Source organism: Microbacterium sp. ABR10 (genome assembly GCF_057812175.1).
The window spans coordinates 1,158,916-1,177,022 of record NZ_CM173821.1 but is presented as its reverse complement, the minus strand read 5'-3'; the positions used below and the strand labels follow the sequence as shown (position 1 = coordinate 1,177,022).

At 70.9% G+C, this 18,107-nt stretch carries 18 protein-coding genes; 7 read left to right on the top strand and 11 right to left on the bottom strand.

The window, feature by feature from the left end; genetic code table 11:
• Window positions 1-84 precede the first annotated feature (84 nt).
• Window positions 85-696, top strand: coding sequence for a DedA family protein (locus tag ACXKZF_RS05305; protein WP_488985607.1), 612 nt, complete (start codon window positions 85-87; stop codon window positions 694-696).
• Between the two features lie 65 nt (window positions 697-761).
• Here the strand turns inward: ACXKZF_RS05305 and ACXKZF_RS05300 are convergent, their stop codons facing one another.
• Window positions 762-1,523, bottom strand: coding sequence for a fructosamine kinase family protein (locus ACXKZF_RS05300; protein ID WP_488985606.1), 762 nt, complete (start codon window positions 1,521-1,523; stop codon window positions 762-764).
• A 46-nt stretch (window positions 1,524-1,569) separates the two neighbouring features.
• Here ACXKZF_RS05300 and ACXKZF_RS05295 point away from each other — a divergent pair, with 46 nt between their 5' ends.
• Entirely contained in the window at window positions 1,570-2,352 is a 783-nt protein-coding gene (locus ACXKZF_RS05295; protein ID WP_488985605.1) for a DNA/RNA non-specific endonuclease, read from the top strand.
• Between the two features lie 156 nt (window positions 2,353-2,508).
• Entirely contained in the window at window positions 2,509-3,207 is a 699-nt protein-coding gene (locus tag ACXKZF_RS05290) for a Pr6Pr family membrane protein (protein WP_488985604.1), read from the top strand.
• Window positions 3,208-3,338: 131 nt separating this feature from the next.
• Here ACXKZF_RS05290 and ACXKZF_RS05285 read toward each other — a convergent pair whose 3' ends face one another.
• The 6 genes from ACXKZF_RS05285 to efeU all read right to left on the bottom strand — a co-directional run bounded on the left by ACXKZF_RS05285 (window position 3,339) and on the right by efeU (window position 10,127).
• The gene (locus tag ACXKZF_RS05285) at window positions 3,339-3,941 is read right to left on the bottom strand and encodes a class I SAM-dependent methyltransferase (RefSeq protein ID WP_488985603.1); all 603 of its coding nucleotides are present in this window, start codon (window positions 3,939-3,941) and stop codon (window positions 3,339-3,341) included.
• Window positions 3,942-4,180: 239 nt separating this feature from the next.
• Window positions 4,181-4,825 (bottom strand): FMN reductase, encoded by a 645-nt coding sequence (locus tag ACXKZF_RS05280; RefSeq protein WP_488985602.1) that lies wholly within the window; start codon window positions 4,823-4,825, stop codon window positions 4,181-4,183.
• Between the two features lies 1 nt (window position 4,826).
• The gene (locus ACXKZF_RS05275; RefSeq protein WP_488985601.1) at window positions 4,827-6,056 is read right to left on the bottom strand and encodes an LLM class flavin-dependent oxidoreductase; all 1,230 of its coding nucleotides are present in this window, start codon (window positions 6,054-6,056) and stop codon (window positions 4,827-4,829) included.
• 339 nt (window positions 6,057-6,395) lie between these two features.
• Window positions 6,396-7,742: an iron uptake transporter deferrochelatase/peroxidase subunit gene (efeB, locus tag ACXKZF_RS05270; protein ID WP_488985969.1), complete on the bottom strand. Its 1,347-nt coding sequence runs from the start codon at window positions 7,740-7,742 to the stop codon at window positions 6,396-6,398.
• Between the two features lie 2 nt (window positions 7,743-7,744).
• Entirely contained in the window at window positions 7,745-8,974 is a 1,230-nt protein-coding gene (gene efeO, locus ACXKZF_RS05265; RefSeq protein WP_243224276.1) for an iron uptake system protein EfeO, read from the bottom strand.
• Window positions 8,975-9,035: 61 nt separating this feature from the next.
• The gene (gene efeU, locus ACXKZF_RS05260) at window positions 9,036-10,127 is read right to left on the bottom strand and encodes an iron uptake transporter permease EfeU (protein ID WP_488985600.1); all 1,092 of its coding nucleotides are present in this window, start codon (window positions 10,125-10,127) and stop codon (window positions 9,036-9,038) included.
• Window positions 10,128-10,328: 201 nt separating this feature from the next.
• On the opposite strand from efeU, the gene ACXKZF_RS05255 reads away from it, so the two are divergent.
• Window positions 10,329-11,405: an isopenicillin N synthase family dioxygenase gene (locus ACXKZF_RS05255; protein WP_488985599.1), complete on the top strand. Its 1,077-nt coding sequence runs from the start codon at window positions 10,329-10,331 to the stop codon at window positions 11,403-11,405.
• 420 nt (window positions 11,406-11,825) lie between these two features.
• Here ACXKZF_RS05255 and rpsO read toward each other — a convergent pair whose 3' ends face one another.
• Entirely contained in the window at window positions 11,826-12,095 is a 270-nt protein-coding gene (gene rpsO, locus ACXKZF_RS05250; protein ID WP_019180606.1) for a 30S ribosomal protein S15, read from the bottom strand.
• Between the two features lie 427 nt (window positions 12,096-12,522).
• Here rpsO and ACXKZF_RS05245 point away from each other — a divergent pair, with 427 nt between their 5' ends.
• From ACXKZF_RS05245 to ACXKZF_RS05235, 3 genes are all read left to right on the top strand, one after another.
• Window positions 12,523-12,744 carry a DUF167 domain-containing protein gene (locus ACXKZF_RS05245; RefSeq protein WP_488985598.1) on the top strand — a complete coding sequence of 74 codons (222 nt, stop codon included), beginning with the start codon at window positions 12,523-12,525 and terminating at the stop codon, window positions 12,742-12,744.
• A complete protein-coding gene (locus ACXKZF_RS05240; RefSeq protein ID WP_488985597.1) occupies window positions 12,741-14,045 on the top strand; it encodes an MFS transporter in 1,305 nt (434 codons plus the stop codon). The genes ACXKZF_RS05245 and ACXKZF_RS05240 overlap by 4 nt, the downstream gene beginning before the upstream one ends.
• A gap of 393 nt (window positions 14,046-14,438) precedes the next feature.
• A complete protein-coding gene (locus ACXKZF_RS05235) occupies window positions 14,439-15,356 on the top strand; it encodes a DMT family transporter (RefSeq protein ID WP_243224281.1) in 918 nt (305 codons plus the stop codon).
• Between the two features lie 241 nt (window positions 15,357-15,597).
• Here the strand turns inward: ACXKZF_RS05235 and ACXKZF_RS05230 are convergent, their stop codons facing one another.
• The 3 genes from ACXKZF_RS05230 to ACXKZF_RS05220 form a co-directional block, all read right to left on the bottom strand.
• Window positions 15,598-16,158: a YceI family protein gene (locus tag ACXKZF_RS05230; RefSeq protein WP_055957940.1), complete on the bottom strand. Its 561-nt coding sequence runs from the start codon at window positions 16,156-16,158 to the stop codon at window positions 15,598-15,600.
• A gap of 150 nt (window positions 16,159-16,308) precedes the next feature.
• Complete coding sequence (locus tag ACXKZF_RS05225) at window positions 16,309-16,674, bottom strand: FKBP-type peptidyl-prolyl cis-trans isomerase (protein ID WP_013583439.1); 366 nt, start codon at window positions 16,672-16,674, stop codon at window positions 16,309-16,311.
• Window positions 16,675-16,900: 226 nt separating this feature from the next.
• Window positions 16,901-18,061, bottom strand: a complete 1,161-nt coding sequence (locus tag ACXKZF_RS05220) for a PrsW family intramembrane metalloprotease (protein ID WP_055957943.1) — start codon at window positions 18,059-18,061, stop codon at window positions 16,901-16,903.
• Window positions 18,062-18,107: the final 46 nt, after the last annotated feature.

Sequence of the window (18,107 nt, the reverse complement as noted above, 5' to 3'; positions counted from 1 at the left end):
ACGTTCGCGATGTTCACCCGATGCTCCGCCGGGCGTCACCGCCCGGTCGGCCGGGCGTCTCGATCGGCGGCGGAGAGTGACCGGATGGACGGTGTCGACGCGTGGCTGCAGGCGATCGCCGCGAACCCCTGGGCGCTCGTCGCACTGGCGGCGCTCGTCTTCGCCGACGCGTTCCTCGTCGTCGTCCCGGGCGAGGCGGCGGTGACCGCGTTCGGGGCGCTGGCCGTGTCGCACGAGACGTTCCCCCTGGCATCAGTGATCCTCGTGGCGGCGGCGGCGGCCTTCGCGGGTGACGCCTGCTGCTACCTGGTCGGACGCACGGTGGGTGTGGAGCGCTGGGCGTGGATGCGCGGACCCCGCGTGCGCGGCGCGCTGGAATGGGCGCGGGCACGTCTCGAACGCAACGCCGCGGTCGTGCTCTTCACGGCGCGCTTCGTGCCGTTCGCCCGTCTCGCCGTCAACCTCGCGGCCGGGGCGGCGCGGGTGAATCCGGTGCGCTACCTCCCGGTGGCGGCGCTGGCCGCGCTGGCATGGGCGGCGTACCAGGCGGTCATCGGGGCGATCGTCGCGGCCGTGGTGCCCGGCGGGCCCGTGGTGGCGGTGGTCGTCTCGATCGTGGTGGCGGTGGGGATCGGCGTGGGGATCGACCTCGTGCTCGCGCGGCGGGCGAAGCAGCGGGCGGCAGCGGCGGGGTGACCCGGGCGGAGCAGGGTCGGCGGCCACGATGCGGTGTCGGCTCCCGGATGCCGAAGCCCGGCGCCTCACACGAGCGCGAGCGTCCGCTCCGCGGCGTCGACGAGCGCCCGGCCGTACGAGGGGCCGTGTCCCGCGGCGTGAACGGCGAGCGGGTGCAACTGATGCAGCGGCGTTCGCTCGCGCCACCCGGTGCGAAGCGGCCGGGCGCGGTCATAGGCGGCGACGATGTGCTCCAGGAACGGGCAGCCGAACAGCGACAGCATCGCCAGATCGGTCTCGCGGTGCCCGCCGTGGGCCGCGGGGTCGATCAGCACCACTCCCCCGGGTGACCACAGCACGTTTCCCGCCCAGAGGTCGCCGTGCAGGCGCGCGGGCGGCTCGTCGTCGTCGAACGCACCCGCCGCGACGACCTCGCAGGCGCGGCCGACGACCTCGGCTCCGGATGCCGACAGGTTTCCCGCGGCCACCGCGACCGGCACGAACGGCTCGACGCGCTGGGCAGCGTAGAACGCGCCCCACGTCGCGGTGGGCCGAGCGGGCTGCGGGCGGCGGCCGATGAAGATGTCGCCGTGGTGTCCGGGCGGCGGGGAGCCGAAGGCGTCGGCGCCGGCGTCGTGGGTCGCGGCGAGCGCGGCGCCGAAGCCGGCGGCGGCGTCCGCGGTCGGACGCACCTCCGCGATGCGTTCGAGGGCGATGCGGTCGGGCTCGACATCGATGACCTCGGCCGTGCGCGCTCCCTGCGCCTCCGCCAGCCACCGCAGGCCCGCGGCCTCCACGGCGAAGAATCCGGCGGGCGCGTCCGACCTCGTCTTCACGTGCTGTTCCATTGCGCCAGTCTGTCGCGATGTCGGAGGTCCACGGCACGATGGAGGCATGAGCGACGGCTACGACCCCGACTTCCTCGGCATCCCCCTTCCCCTTCCCGCGCCCACCCGACCCGCCACGCGGCTCGATTACCCGCGGTTCTCGGTGCTGCTCGACGAGGAGCGCCGATTCGCCGCCGTCACCGGCGTCGTCATCGACGGCGCGACGCTGCGCGACCAGCCCCGCACGGGCGAGTGGCGCCTCGACCCGCGGGTAGACGACGACGACCAGGCCGGCCCCGAGGTCTACAGTCGTAATGACCTCGATCGCGGTCACCTCGTGCGTCGCCGCGATCCCGGCTGGGGGTCGGCGTCAGAGGCTCGGGATGCCACCGAGGCGACGTTCTTCTATACGAACGCCGCTCCCCAGGCGGCCGGCTTCAACCAGTCGAAAGAGCTGTGGCTCGGGCTCGAAGACCACGTCCTCGCCTACGCCGAGACGACCGACCAGCGCATCGTGGTGTTCACCGCCCCGGTGCTCGACGAGGCCGACCCGCCCTACCGCGGCATCCGCGTGCCCCTGCGGTTCTGGAAGATCGCGGCCTGGCGCAACGGTGAGGAGCTCGCGGCGGCCGGTTTCGTGCTCGATCAGACCGAGCTCGTCGACACGCGTCAAGGGTTGACGGTGACGCCGCTCGGTACCTTCCGTACGTTCCAGGTGCCGATCACCGACATCGCGGCAGAAGCGGGCCTCGAGGTCGGTCCGCTCGCCGACGCCGACATCTTCGTGCGGCGGGGGCTGCGTCCGGTCGTCGCCCGCGAGCTCGAGGGGGTCGCCGACATCGTGCTGTGAGGGGGCCCGGCCCGGTCACCGGGTGGCGGCCGCGCGGTCACACGATGCCGGGCGATACTCGTGAGCGCCGTATGTTCATGCACCCGCCGGCCGCAACGGGTCGTACGCCACACGCAGGTGCGTGACGACGCGGGGACCGCGCCCTAGCATGAGCGCGTGAGCCGCTTCATCGGTCCTGACGTGTCCCTGCCGCCGCTGAGCGTGCGTCGACGGCAGGCGGTCCGTGTGTACTACGGGATCCTGGCAGTGGGGCTCACCGCCACCCTTATCGCGCAGTGCATCCTCACGGCATCCGAGGGGCGCAGCCTGGCCAACACCTTCAGCTACTTCACGATCCAGTCGAACGTGTTGGTGCTCGTCACCTCCGCGATCCTCTGTCTGCGGCCCCGGCCGTCGGGGGAAACCTGGTGGAGGATCCTCCGGTTGGCGGCGCTGGTCGGAATCACCGTCACGGGCATCGTCTACGTGCTGTTCCTCGCGCGGTCCGTGCACCTGACCGGCCTTGCGGCGGTGTACAACCAGGTGTTCCACCACGCCGCCCCGCTGCTCACGTTGGTCGGTTTTCTCGTCGTGGAGCCGCGGCAGGGCTTTCGTCGCCGCGACCTCGCTTTCCTCGGCTGGCCGGCCCTGTGGCTGGTCTACACGATGGTGCGGGGCGCGTTCTTCGACCCGCGGTTCACCGGTTTCGCGCCGAAGCCCAGCAACTATCCCTACCCGTTCCTCGACCCGACCGAGGCGCCCCCCGCTGAGATTCTCGGGTCGATCGCGTTCGTGTTCGTCCTGCTGCTCGTCGTCGGAGTCGGCTACGTGTTCGCCGATCGACGCAAGCCGTTCCGTCGAAGCGAGCGCGGCTGACACATTCTTCCCGACGCACGCAGGACCCCCGGGGGCACTGCACGTCAGCGATCCACAACCCCGAGCACGGGGGCTGACCGCCGGGCCCGCACCATTGCCCGGCGGACGCGGCATGCCCTCCGCGGCCTCGGTCAGCGCACCCGCACCGCGTGCAGCAACGTGTCGACCGCATGTGCGGCGTGACCTCCGCGCAGCTCGGCATCCGCGGGGGAACGCGTCATCCGACCGCACCGGGCGACGTGGAACCGCTCATCCACTGCCCCGCGCAGGAGCGCCGGCGTGTACAGGATCGCGGGATCGGCGGGCCCGTGGCCTCCGGCCGCGATGTTGTCGACATCGTGGCCGACGACCACGAGCACACCGCCCGGAGCCACCCATTCCGCCATCCGCGCCACGGCGGCCGCACTGTCGGGCAGGTGCAGGTGGCACGAGACGACGAGATCGACGGATGCCACCGGCCCCCACGTCGTCACATCGCTGTGCACCCAGGTCACGGCATCCCCGCCGGGACGCGCCGCGGCCAGCGCGAGCGCCTCGGTCGAGAAGTCGACGCCGGTCGTCGCCCAGCCGCGGGCTGCGAGCCAGACCGCCGTGCGTCCGTCACCGGTCGCGACGTCGATGGCGGTTCCCGGTCGCAGAGACGCGGTGATCTCGCGCACGACGGCGGGCGGCTCGGCGGCCCACACTCCCCCGGCCGAGGCGCGGTAACGCTCGTCCCACTGCGTGGCATCCATTCGGGCTCCTTCTCGTCGCCCCCACCCTAGGGCCGCCGTGTCGTGCCGGCGCTCGGGGCGCCGCCCGCCCGGCGTCGCACCAGAATCGGCCCGACGCAACGGAATCGGATGCCACGGCCGTGCCGCCCCGATTCTGTGGCGGCGTCCCGATTCCGATGACCGTCGTCGCCACTCCACGCACCTCGTCGGCACGACGAAGCCCCGCCCCCCTTCACGGGCGGCGGGGCTTCTCGGCGGGGTCACTCTCCCGACAGACCGCCCAGCAGGTGGCCGAACGAGCGACCCTCGCCGAGATACGACGACGGGTCGAACGGGTCGGCGTCACGCACGGGCTCGCGCGCGGCGATGGCGTCGGCCAGCTCGCGGGCGCCGCGGTCGACACGCGCACCGAGCGGGGCGACCTCGTCGGCGTTGGATCCCCAGTCGCTGGATGCCGCGAACACGCCGGTCGGCACGGGATTGGCGTGCAGGTAGGTGAACAGCGGACGAATGGCGTAGTCGATCGCGAGCGAGTGACGCGCGGTCCCCGCGTTGGCACCGATCAGCACGGGAGTGCCGTTCAGCGCCTGCGGGTCGAGCACGTCGATGAACGACTTGAACAGGCCCGAGTAGCTGGTCGAGAAGATCGGCGTCACCGCGATGATGCCGTCGGCCGAGACGACCGTGTTGATCATCTGCTCGAGCGCGGGCGGCGCGAAGCCCGTGAGCAGGTTGTCGGTGAGTTCGTGCGCACAGTCGCGGAGCTCGAACACGTCGCTAGTGGCGTCGATCCCTCGCTCCCGGAGCTCGGCGAGCGCGGCGTGCGCGAGACGGTCGCCGAGCATGCGCGTGGACGACGGGGTCGACAGGCCCGCCGTGATGACCGCGATACGTCGGCCGGCCACGTCAGGCACCCACCTTGGTCGCGGCCGAACCGAAGGCACTGCCCGCACGAGAGGCATCCTGGTACGGGCTGCCCGCGGTGAGGTTGTCGCCGCGGTTCGCGCCCGGAACGGCCTGACGCGGGGCGGCTCCGGCGTAGATCTTCTCGATCTGGTTGGCGTGCGTGGGCGCGTCGGGCACCTCGGCCGGACGGTTCTTCTGCAGCTCCTTGCGCAGCACCGGCACGACCTCGGAGCCGAGGATGTCGAGCTGCTCGAGCACCGTCTTGGTGGGAAGACCCGCGTGGTCGATGAGGAACAGCTGACGCTGGTAGTCGCCGAAGGTCTCGCGCATCGCGGCGTAGCGGTCGATGACCTGCTGCGGCGAGCCGACGGTCAGCGGAGTCATCTCGCTGAAGTCCTCGAGGCTCGGGCCGTGGCCGTAGACGGGGGCGTTGTCGAAGTACGGGCGGAATTCGCGTACCGCGTCCTGGGAGTTGGCGCGCATGAACACCTGGCCGCCGAGACCGACGATCGCCTGCTGCGGCGTGCCGTGACCGTAGTGGGCGAAGCGCTCGCGGTACAGCGTGATGAGGCGCTGGTAGTGCTCCTTGGGCCAGAAGATGTTGTTGGCGAAGAAGCCGTTGCCGTAGTACGCGGCCTGCTCGGCGATCTCGGGGGTGCGGATCGAGCCGTGCCACACGAACGGGGGAACGCCGTCGAGCGGGCGCGGGGTCGAGGTGAAGCCCTGCAGCGGGGTGCGGAACTTCCCCTCCCAATCGACGACGTCTTCCCGCCACAGCTTGTGCAGCAGGTCGTAGTTCTCGATGGTCAGCGGCAGGCCCTGGCGGATGTCCTTGCCGAACCAGGGGTACACGGGCCCGGTGTTGCCGCGGCCGAGCATGAGGTCGGCGCGACCGTTCGACACGTGCTGCAGCATCGCGAAGTCTTCGGCGATCTTCACCGGGTCGTTCGTGGTGATGAGGGTCGTCGAGGTCGTGAGGATGAGGCGCTCGGTCTGGGCCGCGATGTACGCCAGCGTCGTCGTCGGGGACGACGACCAGAACGGCGGGTTGTGGTGCTCGCCGAGGGCGAAAACGTCGAGCCCCACCTCTTCGGTGTGCTTGGCGATCGTGAGCGTGTCCTTGATGCGCTGGGCTTCACTCGGCGTCTTACCCGTGGTGGGGTCCTGGGTGATGTCGCTCACCGTCATGACACCGAACTGCATTCCGGGCCAGTTGTTCGTCTCGCTCATCGTGATGCGCCTCCGTTTTGTATGCATCTGAATATACATGGTGGAACGCGCGGCGCAGAGGTTTATTCCGCCGGCGCGCTCCGGTCGGGTGCAAGGTCAGCCGCGCCGCGCCCCCGCCCGGCTCGCTCCCGCCCCGCCCGGCTCGCGCCCGGCCCGCCCGGCGCGCGCCCTCCCCGCCCGGCTCGCTCCCGCCCCGCCCGGACCGCTCTCGGCCCGGCCCGGGTGAGAGGAACGGCATCTGCGCGAAGAAACACCGCAACAAGGCGTGTCTCACCGCGGATGGCGTTCATCGCCCCCGAAGAGTGACTTTCGCGTGGAGCACCCCGATTCGGAGCGGACTCACGCCCCGAGCAGCCCCGCGCCCACCGACGCGCCCGCCGCGGGCGCGGGCGGCACGGCCCACAGCCCCGACCCGACGTGACGGAGGTACTCGCCCATGGCATCCGTCGACAACGACCGCTGCACCGTGATGAAAGAGTCTGGACTCTTTTGAAACGACAGGAAGAACAGCCCCGCGTTCAGCCGCCCGAGGTCGGTCGTTCCGTCGACGAAGTTGTACCCGCGTCGCAGCAGACGGACACCCCCGTTGCTGTCGGGATGCGCGAGGCGCACGTGACTGTGCGCGTCGATCGCCGGTGTACCGGCCGAACCGGCCGCCGAGAAGTCCGGCGCCGTGAACTCGTCGCCGCCCGACAGGGGCGCACCGTTCGCCTTGTCGCGTCCGACCACGCGGTCCTGCTCGGCGAGGCGGGTGCGGTCCCATGTCTCGATGAGCATCGCGATGCGCCGCGCGACGAGGTAGGACCCTCCCGCGAGCCACGCCGGACCCTCGGATGCCGAGACCCAGACGTTCTCGTCGAGCGCCGCCGTGTCGTCGGCGAGGATGTTGGCCGTTCCGTCCTTGAACCCGAAGAGGTTCCGCGGCGTCGTCTGCGCGGCGGTGGTCTTCGACGTACGGCCGAAGCCGAGCTGCGACCACCGGATCGTCGCGCGCCCGAAGGCGATACGGCTCAGGTTGCGGATCGCGTGCACCGCCACCTGCGGGTCGTCGGCGCAGGCCTGGATGCACAAGTCTCCGTCGGATCGCGACGGATCGAGGTCGTCGCCGAGGAACGCCGGCAGCCGCTCGAGCCCCGCGGGGCGCTGCCCCTCCAACCCGAAACGCGCGTCGAACAACGACGGACCGAATCCGAACGTGATGGTGAGGTTGCTGGCCGGAAGGCCGAGCGCCTCGCCGGTGTCGTCCGGCGGCGCCTCGGGCGAGCCGCCCACCGCCCCGGTCGCACTGACGTCGAGGCCCTGCATCATCCGCGTGGCCGCGTACGTCCAGTCCTGCAGCAGTTCGGCGAGGTCGTCGCGCGTCGTCCGCGCCATCATGTCGTACGCCGCGAAGTGCAGGTGTTCCTGCACCGGGGTGGTGATCCCGACCTGGTGGATGCCGGATGCCGGGGCCGCGGCATCCATGACGTGCCGCGCCTGCTCTTGGCCGTACGCGGCACCGCCGACGACGCCTGCGCCCGCACCGACGACGAGGCTCGTCGCACTTGCCCCGAGCGCGAGGCCGATGAGACCGCGACGCGACACGCCCGCTTCGGGTTCGGTGGCCGGAACCGCTGCATCCGGACCCGCCGCTGCCGCCGGACCCGCGGATCCGGCGGCAGCGGTGGTCTTCTCCTCGTCGCTCACGCTCACTCCAGGATCGTGACCGTCAGCTGCGACAGCGGCTCGGCGAGGGCGTTGATCAGGTCGGTGAACTGGCGCTTGTCGGCCTCGGTGAGCTGCGCGTACGGGACGAACCCGGCCGTAGCCGAGCCGTGGGCGGCAAGACTGGCCTCGAGATCGGCGTACCCGGCGTCGATGCGGGAGACGAGCTCGGCGCCCTTGTCGCCCTTCGACTCGGCGAAGTCGCGCACGAGCGAGAACGCCATCTTGGATCCCTCGACGTTGGCGGCGAAGTCGTAGAGGTCGGTTCCCGACCACCAGTCCTCCTCGCCGCTGATCTTGCCGGTGGCGACCTCGTCGAGCAGCGCGATCGCGCCGTTCGAGATGCCCGCGACGCCCTGCGCGTCGAGCGCCTCGGTGAACGCGTCGGAGTGCACGTAGTCGTACAGCTCCTGCGTGTCGGCGATGAGCTTGTCGCCGTACGTCGCCCGCTCGGCGGGGGTGGAGGGTGCCCAGTCTGTCCACGCCGGCGTTTCACCGTCGGCGTTCAGGGCGTCCTGCGCGGGGACCCACAGGTCTTTCTCGATGCGGTGGAATCCGGTCCAGTCCAACTGCTCGGCGACGGCGTCGACCTCGCGGTAGTCGATGCGGGGGTCGAGGTCGCCCAGGGCCTCGGCGATCGGCTCGATGCGCTCGTAATAGGCGCGCACGCGGGGGAACTGCTCGCGCGCGGCCGCGTCGTCCCCGCCCTCGTAGGCGCTGGCGAAGGTCTGCACCGCGGGGATGAGCTGGCCGACCTGGTCCTTCACGAAGGCGGCGTAGAGGTCGACGGCCTGCTGCTTCTGCTCGGCATCCGGGCCCTCGATCGCCACCGCGTCTCCGGTGACCGAGAAGCTCGCCCGCCCCACACCGTCGCCGACCATGCCGGGCTTGCAGAGCGTGTAGTACTCGCCCGGCTGCGCGACGACGGTGAGGCTGCGCGACGCGCCGGGGGCGATGTTCTCGACCTCGCCGACGATGCGCAGGCCGTCGGAGGCGAGGAGGTAGAACTCCGTGGTCTGGTCGCTGTCGTTGCTGACGTCGAAGGCGAGCGTGCCGCTCGGTGCCGACGCCGCCGAGACGGCGCAGCCGTCGGCGGTCGAGGCGACGGAGAGGGCTCCGGAGGCTGCGGCGTCGGTCTTGGCGACGCAGCCCGAGAGGACGAGGGCGGCGACGCCGGCCACGGTCGTAGCCGCGAGGAGGCGGGTCGGGGTCATGATGCTCCGTTCGGATGGAGGGCGGATTCCGCGGCGTCGGGTGCGCACGGGAGCCGGGGGTCTAGGAGGCGGCGGGCGCGCCGGAGAGGGGCGGGGTCGCCGGGGCCGACGAGGAGTGCGACCCCGCTGCGGGGGCGGTCGGAGCCGCGAGCGCGGGCGACGATGTTCGGGACGTGGATGCCGTGGCATCCACCGCCGTCGTCGCGGCGACAGCGGACGAGGTTCCGGACGCGGATGCCGTGGCGTCCCCCTTCGACGCCGCGCGCGGTCGGCGGTTCGCACGTACGCCGCGAAGGAACAACGGCACCACGATCGCGATGTACAGCGTCCACGCGATCACCTGCAGCCACGTCATCGCGGGCATGAAGCCGACGGTGGCCTGCAGCAGAACGGCGAGCGCACCGTCGGGGGCGATGGCCGCCGAGACGTCGAAGGCCCAGCCGAACGGGAAGCCCGCCCACCCGATCGCGACCGAGCCCGTGATCGGGTCGATGGGCGCCCCCGCACCGAAGGGCCCGGGTAGGGCGCCGGCCTCCTGCAGGTCGTGCAGGGCGTACGCCAGCACCCCGGCCGCGACGACGACGAGAAATCCCCCGGTCCAGGCGAAGAAACGGCCGAGGTTGAGGCGCAGCATGCCGCGCGCGATGAACCAGCCGAGCACAACGGCGGTGATCAGGCCCACCAGCGCGCCGAGCAACGCACTCGGAGAATCACCGAACGACTGCACCATGGACCAGAGAAGGAGAGTCGTCTCGACGCCCTCGCGCGCGACCGAGACGAAGCCGATGGCGACGAGAGCCCACACACCCCCGCGCAGCGCCTTGTCGACACCGCCCTCGAGCCCCGTCTTGAGTGTGCGGCCGGCCTTCTGCATCCAGAAGATCATCCACGTCACCATCGCCACCGCTAGTAGCGACAGCCCACCTCCGAGGAGCTCCTGCGCCTCGAAGGTCAGCATGTAGGCCCCGAAGGTGAAGATCGCGCCGATGCCGAGCGCCAGGGCGACCGCGAGCCCGACCCCGGTCCAGAGCTTCGGCAGCGCGTCGCGGCGCCCGACTCGGGTGAGGTACGCGACGAGGATGCCGACGACGAGCGCGGCTTCGAGTCCCTCACGGAGGCCGATGAGGAAGGTGGCGAAGAAGCTGGCGAGCACGGGCGGAGTTCCGACTTTCGGGTTCAGAGGAGCCGCGACGCTGCGGGACGGGTAAGGACAGCCTCACCTGACCATGACAGATTACGCATTTCCGCCGCTGCGCGCACCTTTCTTCCGCGTCGGCGCGGCGCGGGAGCGCGAGCGGGGTAACCATCGGCAACATTCGCCCCGTCGCGCGGGCGATCGACCTAGCCTCGTCGCATGTCCGACCTCAATCTCCCCGTGCTCGACCTCTCGCTCCTCGACCAGGGGCCGGATGCCGCCGCCCGCTTCCGCGATGAGCTGCGCGCCGCGACCCACGACGTCGGGTTCTTCTATCTGACGGGCACCGGCGTCAGCCCCGCACTCGAGGCGAGCCTGCTGCGCGCGGCCAAGGACTTCTTCGCCCTCCCCGAGGCCGAGAAACTCTCGATCGAGAACGTCACGAGCCCCCACTTCCGCGGATACACGCGCGTCGGCGGCGAGCGCACGCAGGGTCGCGTCGACTGGCGCGAGCAGATCGATATCGGTCCCGAGCGCGAGGCGGTCTGGGCCCACACGCCCGGAGGCTCGCCGCAGCGCTCGAGCGATGCGACGGTTCAGCGAGGGGACGCCCCCGACGCCCCCGGATACAACCGCCTGATCGGACCGAACCTGTGGCCGGCCGCCCAGCCCGAGCTCAAAGACGTCGTCACCGAGTGGCACGACCACCTCACCGGTGTCGCGCGCAAGCTGCTGCGCGCATGGGCGCTCGCGCTCGGGGCCGAGGAGCAGTACTTCGACCGCCACTTCGGCGATCCGCAGACGCTCATCAAGATCGTCCGCTACCCCGGCAAGGACGACCCGACGCCCCAACAAGGCGTCGGCGCGCACAAAGACTCCGGTGTTCTCACGCTCCTGTGGGTCGAACCGGGCAAGGGCGGCCTGCAGGTGGAGCGCGACGGTGAGTGGGTCGACGCTCCCCCGGTGCCCGGCGCCTTCGTGGTCAACATCGGCGAACTGCTCGAGTACGCCACCCAGGGGTACCTGCGGGCGACGAACCACCGCGTGATCTCGCCGCGGTTCCCCGACGAGCGCATCTCGGTGCCGTTCTTCTTCAACCCCGCCCTCGACGCGCGGCTGCCCATCATCGAGCTCCCCGCGGAGTTGGCGGCCGAAGCCCGCGGCGTCGAGGACGACCCGACCAACCCGATCCACGCGACGTACGGCGAGAACGCCCTGAAGTCGCGTCTGCGTGCCCACCCCGACGTCGCCGAGCGCTGGCATCCCGACCTCGTCGCCGCCCGGGCGGCCTCCTGATCCCGCGGGCCGCCCGCGCGGCATCCTGAATCCCGCGCGCCGCCCGCGCGGCATCCTGAATCCCGCGGGCCGCCCGCACGGCATCCCGATCCCGCAAGCCGCCCGCGCGGCCCGATGATCCCGCGGGCTTGCGAGACACACTGCTCGCGAGCCGGGGCGGTCTGCTCGTGGATGCCGTGCACCGGCATCCGTGCGAAGGCGACGCCCGATACCGCCGCGAACCTCGTCCATAAACACGGATCGTGCGCAAAAACGCTGCGGCACCGTGTTTATGGGCACGATCCGTGTTTATGCGTGGCGGTCCCGCATTCGCGCACGGGTGCGACAGCGTGCGGGCGGGCGCACGGCATCCGGGAACGACGAAGGCCGCCCCACACCGTGGGGCGGCCTTCGAGAAAGCGATATACGCGGGGGTCGCGCTTAGCGACGGAGACCCAGGCGCTCGATCAGCGAGCGGTAACGCGCGATGTCGATGTCCTGGAGGTAGCCGAGCAGACGGCGGCGCTGACCCACCATCAAGAACAGACCACGACGCGAGTGGTGGTCGTGCTTGTGCTCCTTGAGGTGCTCGGTGAGGTCCTTGATGCGCTGCGTCAGCATCGCGACCTGCACCTCGGGGGATCCGGTGTCACCGGGGTGCGTCGCGTACTCTTCGATGATCGCCTTCTTGGCGTCAGACTCGAGCGGCATAGATGGGATCCCCTTTCTCTCATTGCGCGGCGCCCGACGCCTGATGCGTGGGCTCTCTTTATCCGCGGCCGATCAAACGGCAACCGCATGAGTCTACCGCATGCGGATGCTGCAGCCGAACCGGTGCACCGTCCCGCTGCCTCGCCCAATCGCGCCGTCCCGCTGCCTCGCCCAACCGCGCCTTCCCGCTGCGTCGCCCAGCCGCGCCTCCCCCTCGCCGGCGGCGAGCTGCCTCCACGGGCAGCGGATGGATGCCGGGCGTCCGCGCGACCACTGCTCCCTCTCTCCCGGCGAGCGACGAACTCCAGCAGCCGAGACGGGGTATGTGCTCACCAGGAGCATCGGCAACGCGGCGGTCGAGGCGAACGGATGCCGGCGATCACCGCCCGTCACGCCCGGTGTCGGAGGCCTGGCGTAGCCTCGATCCGTGCAGTTCACCGTCCACGTCAGGCCCGGCAGCCGGCGCGGCCCCCTCGTCGAAGACACCGCCGGCGGCCTCGTGGTGCACGTGCGCGAGCGCGCGGTCGATGGAGCGGCCAACATCGGGGTCGTCAGAGCTCTCGCCACGCACTTCGGCGTGCCGCCCCGCGACGTCGGGATCCTGCGCGGGCACACGGCCCGCGTGAAGCGCGTCGAGGTCGACGCGTGAGCGTGCGGCAGAGCGCCTTCATCGACCTGCGCCCCCTGACCACCTCCCCCGCGTTCGCGCGCCTGTGGATCGGCTCGACGTTGGCGGGACTCGGCGGCCAGCTCACCGTGGTCGCGGTCATGCTGCACGTGTTCGAACTGACGCAGAGCACTCTCGCAGTGTCGATGATCGCCGTGGCGGGGCTGCTCCCGATGATCGCGGCGGGCTTGTACGGCGGCATGCTGGCCGACGCGTTCGACCGCCGCACCGTCGCACTGCTGGCGGCCGTCGTCACCTTCGCCTCGACCGCCCTCCTGGCCGTTCTGGCGTGGACCGGCCTCGAGACGGTGGGGTGGCTCTTCGTCCTCAGCGTGGTGAACTCCGCCGCAAACTCGATCGTCATGGCCACGAAGTCGGCCATCACGCCGCGCCTCATCCCCCGCGATCTGCTGCCGGCCGCCGCTGCCCTGCAGGGCGTCACCGTCGGCATCATGGTGATGGCGGGACCCGCCCTCGCCGGCGTCCTGGTGGCCTTCGCCGGGTATGCGTGGACCTATTCCCTCGACGTCCTGCTGATGACCTCACTGTTCCTCGGGCTGTGGTCGCTGCCGAAACTACGACCCGAGGGCGACGTCGTGCGCCCGGGCCTGCAATCGCTGCGCGACGGCGTGCGTTTCCTGCGCCGTGCTCCCAACATCCGCCTGCAGTACCTGCTCGACATCATCGCGATGACGTTCGGTCAGCCCATCGCGCTCTTCCCGGCGATCGGCGCGGTCCTGCTCGGCGGGGGTGCGATCACCACCGGCGTGCTCACCGCAGCCGTCGCCGCGGGCGCGTTCCTCTCGAGCCTGTTCTCCGGCCCCGTCGGACGCGTGCGCCGCCAGGGTCTCGGCATCGAGAGGGCCATCCAGGTCTACGGTCTGTCGATCGGCGCCTTCGGGTGCGTCCTGCTCGCGGCCACGCTGGGCTGGTTGCGTCCCGACGTCGTCGACGAGTCGCATGCCGCCGTCGGGCTGATCGTCCTGGCCGCGGTCGTCCTGGCCGTCTCCGGCGCCGCCGACAACGTCAGCGCGATCTACCGTTCGACGATGATGCAGGCGGCGGTTCCGGATGCCATGCGCGGACGCCTCCAGGGGATCTTCATCGTCGTGGTGGCCGGTGGTCCCCGCGTCGGCGCCCTCTACGCGGGAACGCTGGCGACCGTCGCGGCCCTCTGGGTGCCGCCCCTGCTCGGCGGCATCCTGATCCTCGCGCTGGTGGGCACTCTCGTACGCTTCTCCCCCCGTTTCCGGCAGTACGACGCACTGGATCCCCAGCCCTGACGCGGCGCGCGCTGGCTCGTACCGCCTCACGACGGCCCCCGACCGCGCCGCACCGCACCGCACCGCACCGCACCGCACCGCACCGAAAAACGCCTCCCGCGGGAAGAAACGCCCCGACCAACCGTTTCTCGCTCGAGAACGCGTTTCTCGACGCGTCCGCCCCACGGCCGCCCCGCGGCCGCCTCACGCCCGCCCCGCGTCCACCCCACGCCCGCCCCACGCCCGCCCCACGCCCGCCCCACAGCCGCCGCACGCCCGCCCCGCGTTCGCCCCACGCCCGCCGCACGCCCGCCCCACGCCCGACCGGGGCGCGACTGCCGACCCTCGGCGGATTCCGGACGTCGCATCGCCCGGGCCGTGGCGATGTCGGGAGTCGGACCTAGGGTCGGAAACGTGGCATCCGGTCCCTCTCCCTCCCCCGTCTCGATCGCCGTCCAGTTCGTCCTCGCCGGCATCGTGTGGGGCTCGAGCTTCCTCTTCATCGCGATCGCCCTCACCGGCATGACGCCCGCACAGGTCGCCGGCGGTCGCCTCCTCTTCGGGGCGCTGGCCCTCGGAGCGATCGTCGCCATCCGACGCGAGCGCCTCCCCCATGACCGGCGTGTCTGGGGACACCTGTGCGTGTTGGCCGTGACGTTCTGCGCGGTGCCGTTCCTGCTGTTCGCCTGGGCGGAGCAGCATGTGTCATCGGGCTTGGCGAGCATCTTCAACGCGACGACCCCGATCATGACGGCGATCATGGCGTGGGCGGTGTTCCGCGTCGAGGGTCTCAAGCCCGGCCAGCTGGTCGGCATCGCCGTCGGCATCCTGGGCGTCGTCGTGATCATCGCACCCGGCGCCGTGACCGACGTCGGCAACAGCACCGTGGCACAGCTCGCGCTCCTCGGCGCCACGGCCTGCTACGGGTTCAGCCTCGCCTACGTGCGGCGATTCCTCAGCGACACCGGGCTCTCGGGCATCGCGTTGGCCTTCGGCTACATCGGCCCCGCAGCGGCACTGATGCTGCTGCTGTCGCCGTTGATCCTCTCGGAGCCGATGCACCTCACGCCCGCCGTGGTCGGCAGCATCGTGACGCTCGGCATGCTCGGTACGGGCCTGGCGTACATCTGGAACCAGAATGTGCTGCGCGCGTGGGGGCCCACCCGGGCGTCCACCGTGACCTACATCACGCCGGTGGTCGGCGTGGCGCTCGGTGTCCTCGTCCTCGGCGAGCGAATCTCGTGGAACGAGCCGGTCGGTGCCGCCGTGGTGTTCGTCGGCATCCTGCTGGTGCAGCAACGACTGCGGATGCCCCGGCGCGCGAGCGTGTGAGGACAGACCCGCCAACCGCGGCGCACCCGCTCGGCGTCCTGCACCTCAGGCGCTCCCGCAGCGCCCGCGCTCGGTGACGGCCGTCCACTGCTCACGGGAGACGCGCCGCACCGCCGCGGCAGCGCAGATCCTCAGGGCGAGAGGGCGCCACTGCGCACCCCGGATACGACGAGGGCCCCGGATGCCGTGGCATCCGGGGCCCTCGTGAAGCATCACGCCCGCAGCAACCGCTGCGGAATGATCACGCCTGGAGCGCGAGCTGAAGGTCGAGCTCGATGGTGACGTCCTTGCCGACGAGCACGCCGCCGGTCTCGAGGGCGGCGTTCCAGGTGAGGCCGAAGTCCTCGCGGTTGACGACGGTCTTGGCGGTCGCGCCGGCCTTGTAGTTGCCCCACGGGTCGGTGCCGAAGCCGCCGAAGTCGAGCGAGAAGGTCGCGGGCTTGGTGATGCCGCGGATCGTGAGGTCGCCGTCGACGAGGAAGTCGCCGTCTTCGAGGCGGATACCGGTGGAGCGGAAGTCCATGGTCGGGTACGTCTCGATGTCGAAGAACTCGGCGCTGCGGAGGTGCTGGTCGCGACCCTCGTCCTTGGTGTCGACCGAGGTGACGTCGACGGAGGCCTCGACGGTGGCGTCGTAGGGGTTTTCGGGGGCGACGATCGTGGCGCTCTTGACGCCGAACGTGCCGCGCACCTTCGAGATCATCATGTGACGCACCGAGAAGGTGACCTCGCTGTGGGCGGGGTCGAGGACCCAGGTGCCGGTCTTGTAGCCGGGGATGTCGAGGGCAGTGGTGTCGGTCATGTCACTCCTTGAGGTCTGGGGAGCCGTGTCGGCGTCCTGAAGAAGCCGAACTCCCATTCACACGAATGTATTCCACGATCGAGGTAAACAACGAACCCGAGGGAGCCGTAGCCCCCTCGGGTTCGTGAACGTCGGGTGAAGAAGCCCCGGTCAGCCGACCTTCAGCAGGTCGATGATGAAGATGAGGGTTTTCCCGCCGAGGAAGTGTCCGCCGGCAGGACCGTAGGCCAGGTGCGGCGGGATGACGAGCTCGCGGCGTCCGCCGACCTTCATGCCCGGGATGCCGTCCTGCCAGCCCTGGATCAGCCCGCGGAGGGGGAACTGGATGCTCTCGCCACGGCCCCACGACGAGTCGAACTCTTCGCCCGACTCGTACTCGACACCGGCGTAGTGCACGGTGACGGTGTCACCGGGCTTGGCCTCGTCGCCGTCGCCGACGATGATGTCGCGGATGACGAGGTCGGAGGGGGCGGGGCCGCTGGGAGCGTCGAACTCCGGCTTGGTGCGATCAGTCATGCCTCCATCCAAGCACGCCGCAACCGCTCGGGAAGCCCCTGGACAACGAACGGGGGAAAGACTCAGCGCCCGGTGCCGCGGCGATGCCTGCGTGTCTACCGGGCGCTGAGTTGGCCTACAACGATGGTGCGCCCGCTCCGGCCGACTGTCAAGACCCGGCCCGTTCGGCACGACACCATGACGCGCTACCAGCCTGCGGGAGAGCCGGACCACGGCTCGGCGGGCCTCACGACGACAGCAAAGCCGTCCGAGCCGCCATCGTGCGCTCGAGCAGATAGCGCTCGGTCGCCGGTGCGTGCGGATCGCGGCCCGACAATGACCGCTGTCGCGCGGCGGCCAGTGCCGTGGCGTCGACGATGAACGTCTTCATCACCGCGGACCGGTCGCCGGGGAGGGTGCGCGCCCAGGCCACCGCGGAGCGGCGCCCGGGACCGGTGGCGAGCATGTCGACCTCTTGCGGGGTGAACCAACCGGCCGCCGCGTACTCGCCGAGACGGGCCCGGGTCAGGCGGGTCTCCTCGCGTCGCAGCGCCAGGACGCCGAGGATGAACAACACGAACAGCGGCACCTGTAGAGCCGCATACAGCTCGAAGAAGTCGAAGAACGTGGCCGAGCCGTTCCACAGTGCGTGCAGCACGATCGCGCCGATCACCCCGGGGATGCCGTAGGCCAGCGCCGCGCGCGTGCTCAGACCGCGGCGGGCGGCCAGGCCGAAAGCGAAGCCCGCGAGGCTGGTGAACATGACGTGCGCGAACGGGGAAAGCACCGCCCGGAGGAAGAAGGTGCTCGCCACCTGCCCCGGCCCGCCCTCGAGGTAGCTGATGGCGAAGTACTGCACGTTCTCGGTGAGGGCGAATCCCGCCCCGATCAGTGCCCCGTAGACGATGCCGTCGACCGGCCCGTCGAACACGCGGCGCGCGAAGGCGAAGATGAGCAGCACCCCGAGCCCCTTCGCCACCTCCTCGACGATCGGTGCCTGCACGACAGCGCCGATGGCCGGCGGGAGCCCGCCGGTCACGAGGCTGATCAGCAGATCGATGCCCAGCGCGATCACCACCGACGCGACAGCTCCCCACGCAACGGCGAAGACGAGCAGCCGCCGTGGCTCGGGCTCCCACCGGTCGATGTACCGCACCGCGAACCACACGATGACGAACGGGATCGCCGCGAGGATCAGACCGATGAAGGATGCCACCGTACCCAGGAAGCCGGTGAAGTACCGCACGAGCAGTGCCAACAGGGGCACGAGCAGCACCGCGATCACCCACAGCGCCACGCCACCGCGACGTGACCGCGGGGGCGCCGCGGAGGCGGGCGCCTGCGGCGCGCTCGAGATGCGGGTGGGTTCACCCGATCCCGGTCGGGAGAACGGCGAGGGGGAGCTCATGCGCACAGCCTAGGGGCGAACTCCGACACGGCATCCGGGGCTTGCG

Bases quoted from the DNA above. Each gene is read 5' to 3' on its own strand.
- ACXKZF_RS05305 (WP_488985607.1), top strand. From the start codon at position 85: ATGGACGGTGTCGACGCGTGGCTGCAGGCGATCGCCGCGAACCCCTGG.
- ACXKZF_RS05300 (WP_488985606.1), bottom strand. From the start codon at position 1,523: ATGGAACAGCACGTGAAGACGAGGTCGGACGCGCCCGCCGGATTCTTC.
- ACXKZF_RS05295 (WP_488985605.1), top strand. From the start codon at position 1,570: ATGAGCGACGGCTACGACCCCGACTTCCTCGGCATCCCCCTTCCCCTT.
- ACXKZF_RS05285 (WP_488985603.1), bottom strand. From the start codon at position 3,941: ATGGATGCCACGCAGTGGGACGAGCGTTACCGCGCCTCGGCCGGGGGA.
- ACXKZF_RS05275 (WP_488985601.1), bottom strand. From the start codon at position 6,056: ATGAGCGAGACGAACAACTGGCCCGGAATGCAGTTCGGTGTCATGACG.
- efeO (WP_243224276.1), bottom strand. From the start codon at position 8,974: ATGACCCCGACCCGCCTCCTCGCGGCTACGACCGTGGCCGGCGTCGCC.
- ACXKZF_RS05255 (WP_488985599.1), top strand. From the start codon at position 10,329: ATGTCCGACCTCAATCTCCCCGTGCTCGACCTCTCGCTCCTCGACCAG.
- rpsO (WP_019180606.1), bottom strand. From the start codon at position 12,095: ATGCCGCTCGAGTCTGACGCCAAGAAGGCGATCATCGAAGAGTACGCG.
- ACXKZF_RS05230 (WP_055957940.1), bottom strand. From the start codon at position 16,158: ATGACCGACACCACTGCCCTCGACATCCCCGGCTACAAGACCGGCACC.
- ACXKZF_RS05225 (WP_013583439.1), bottom strand. From the start codon at position 16,674: ATGACTGATCGCACCAAGCCGGAGTTCGACGCTCCCAGCGGCCCCGCC.
- ACXKZF_RS05220 (WP_055957943.1), bottom strand. From the start codon at position 18,061: ATGAGCTCCCCCTCGCCGTTCTCCCGACCGGGATCGGGTGAACCCACC.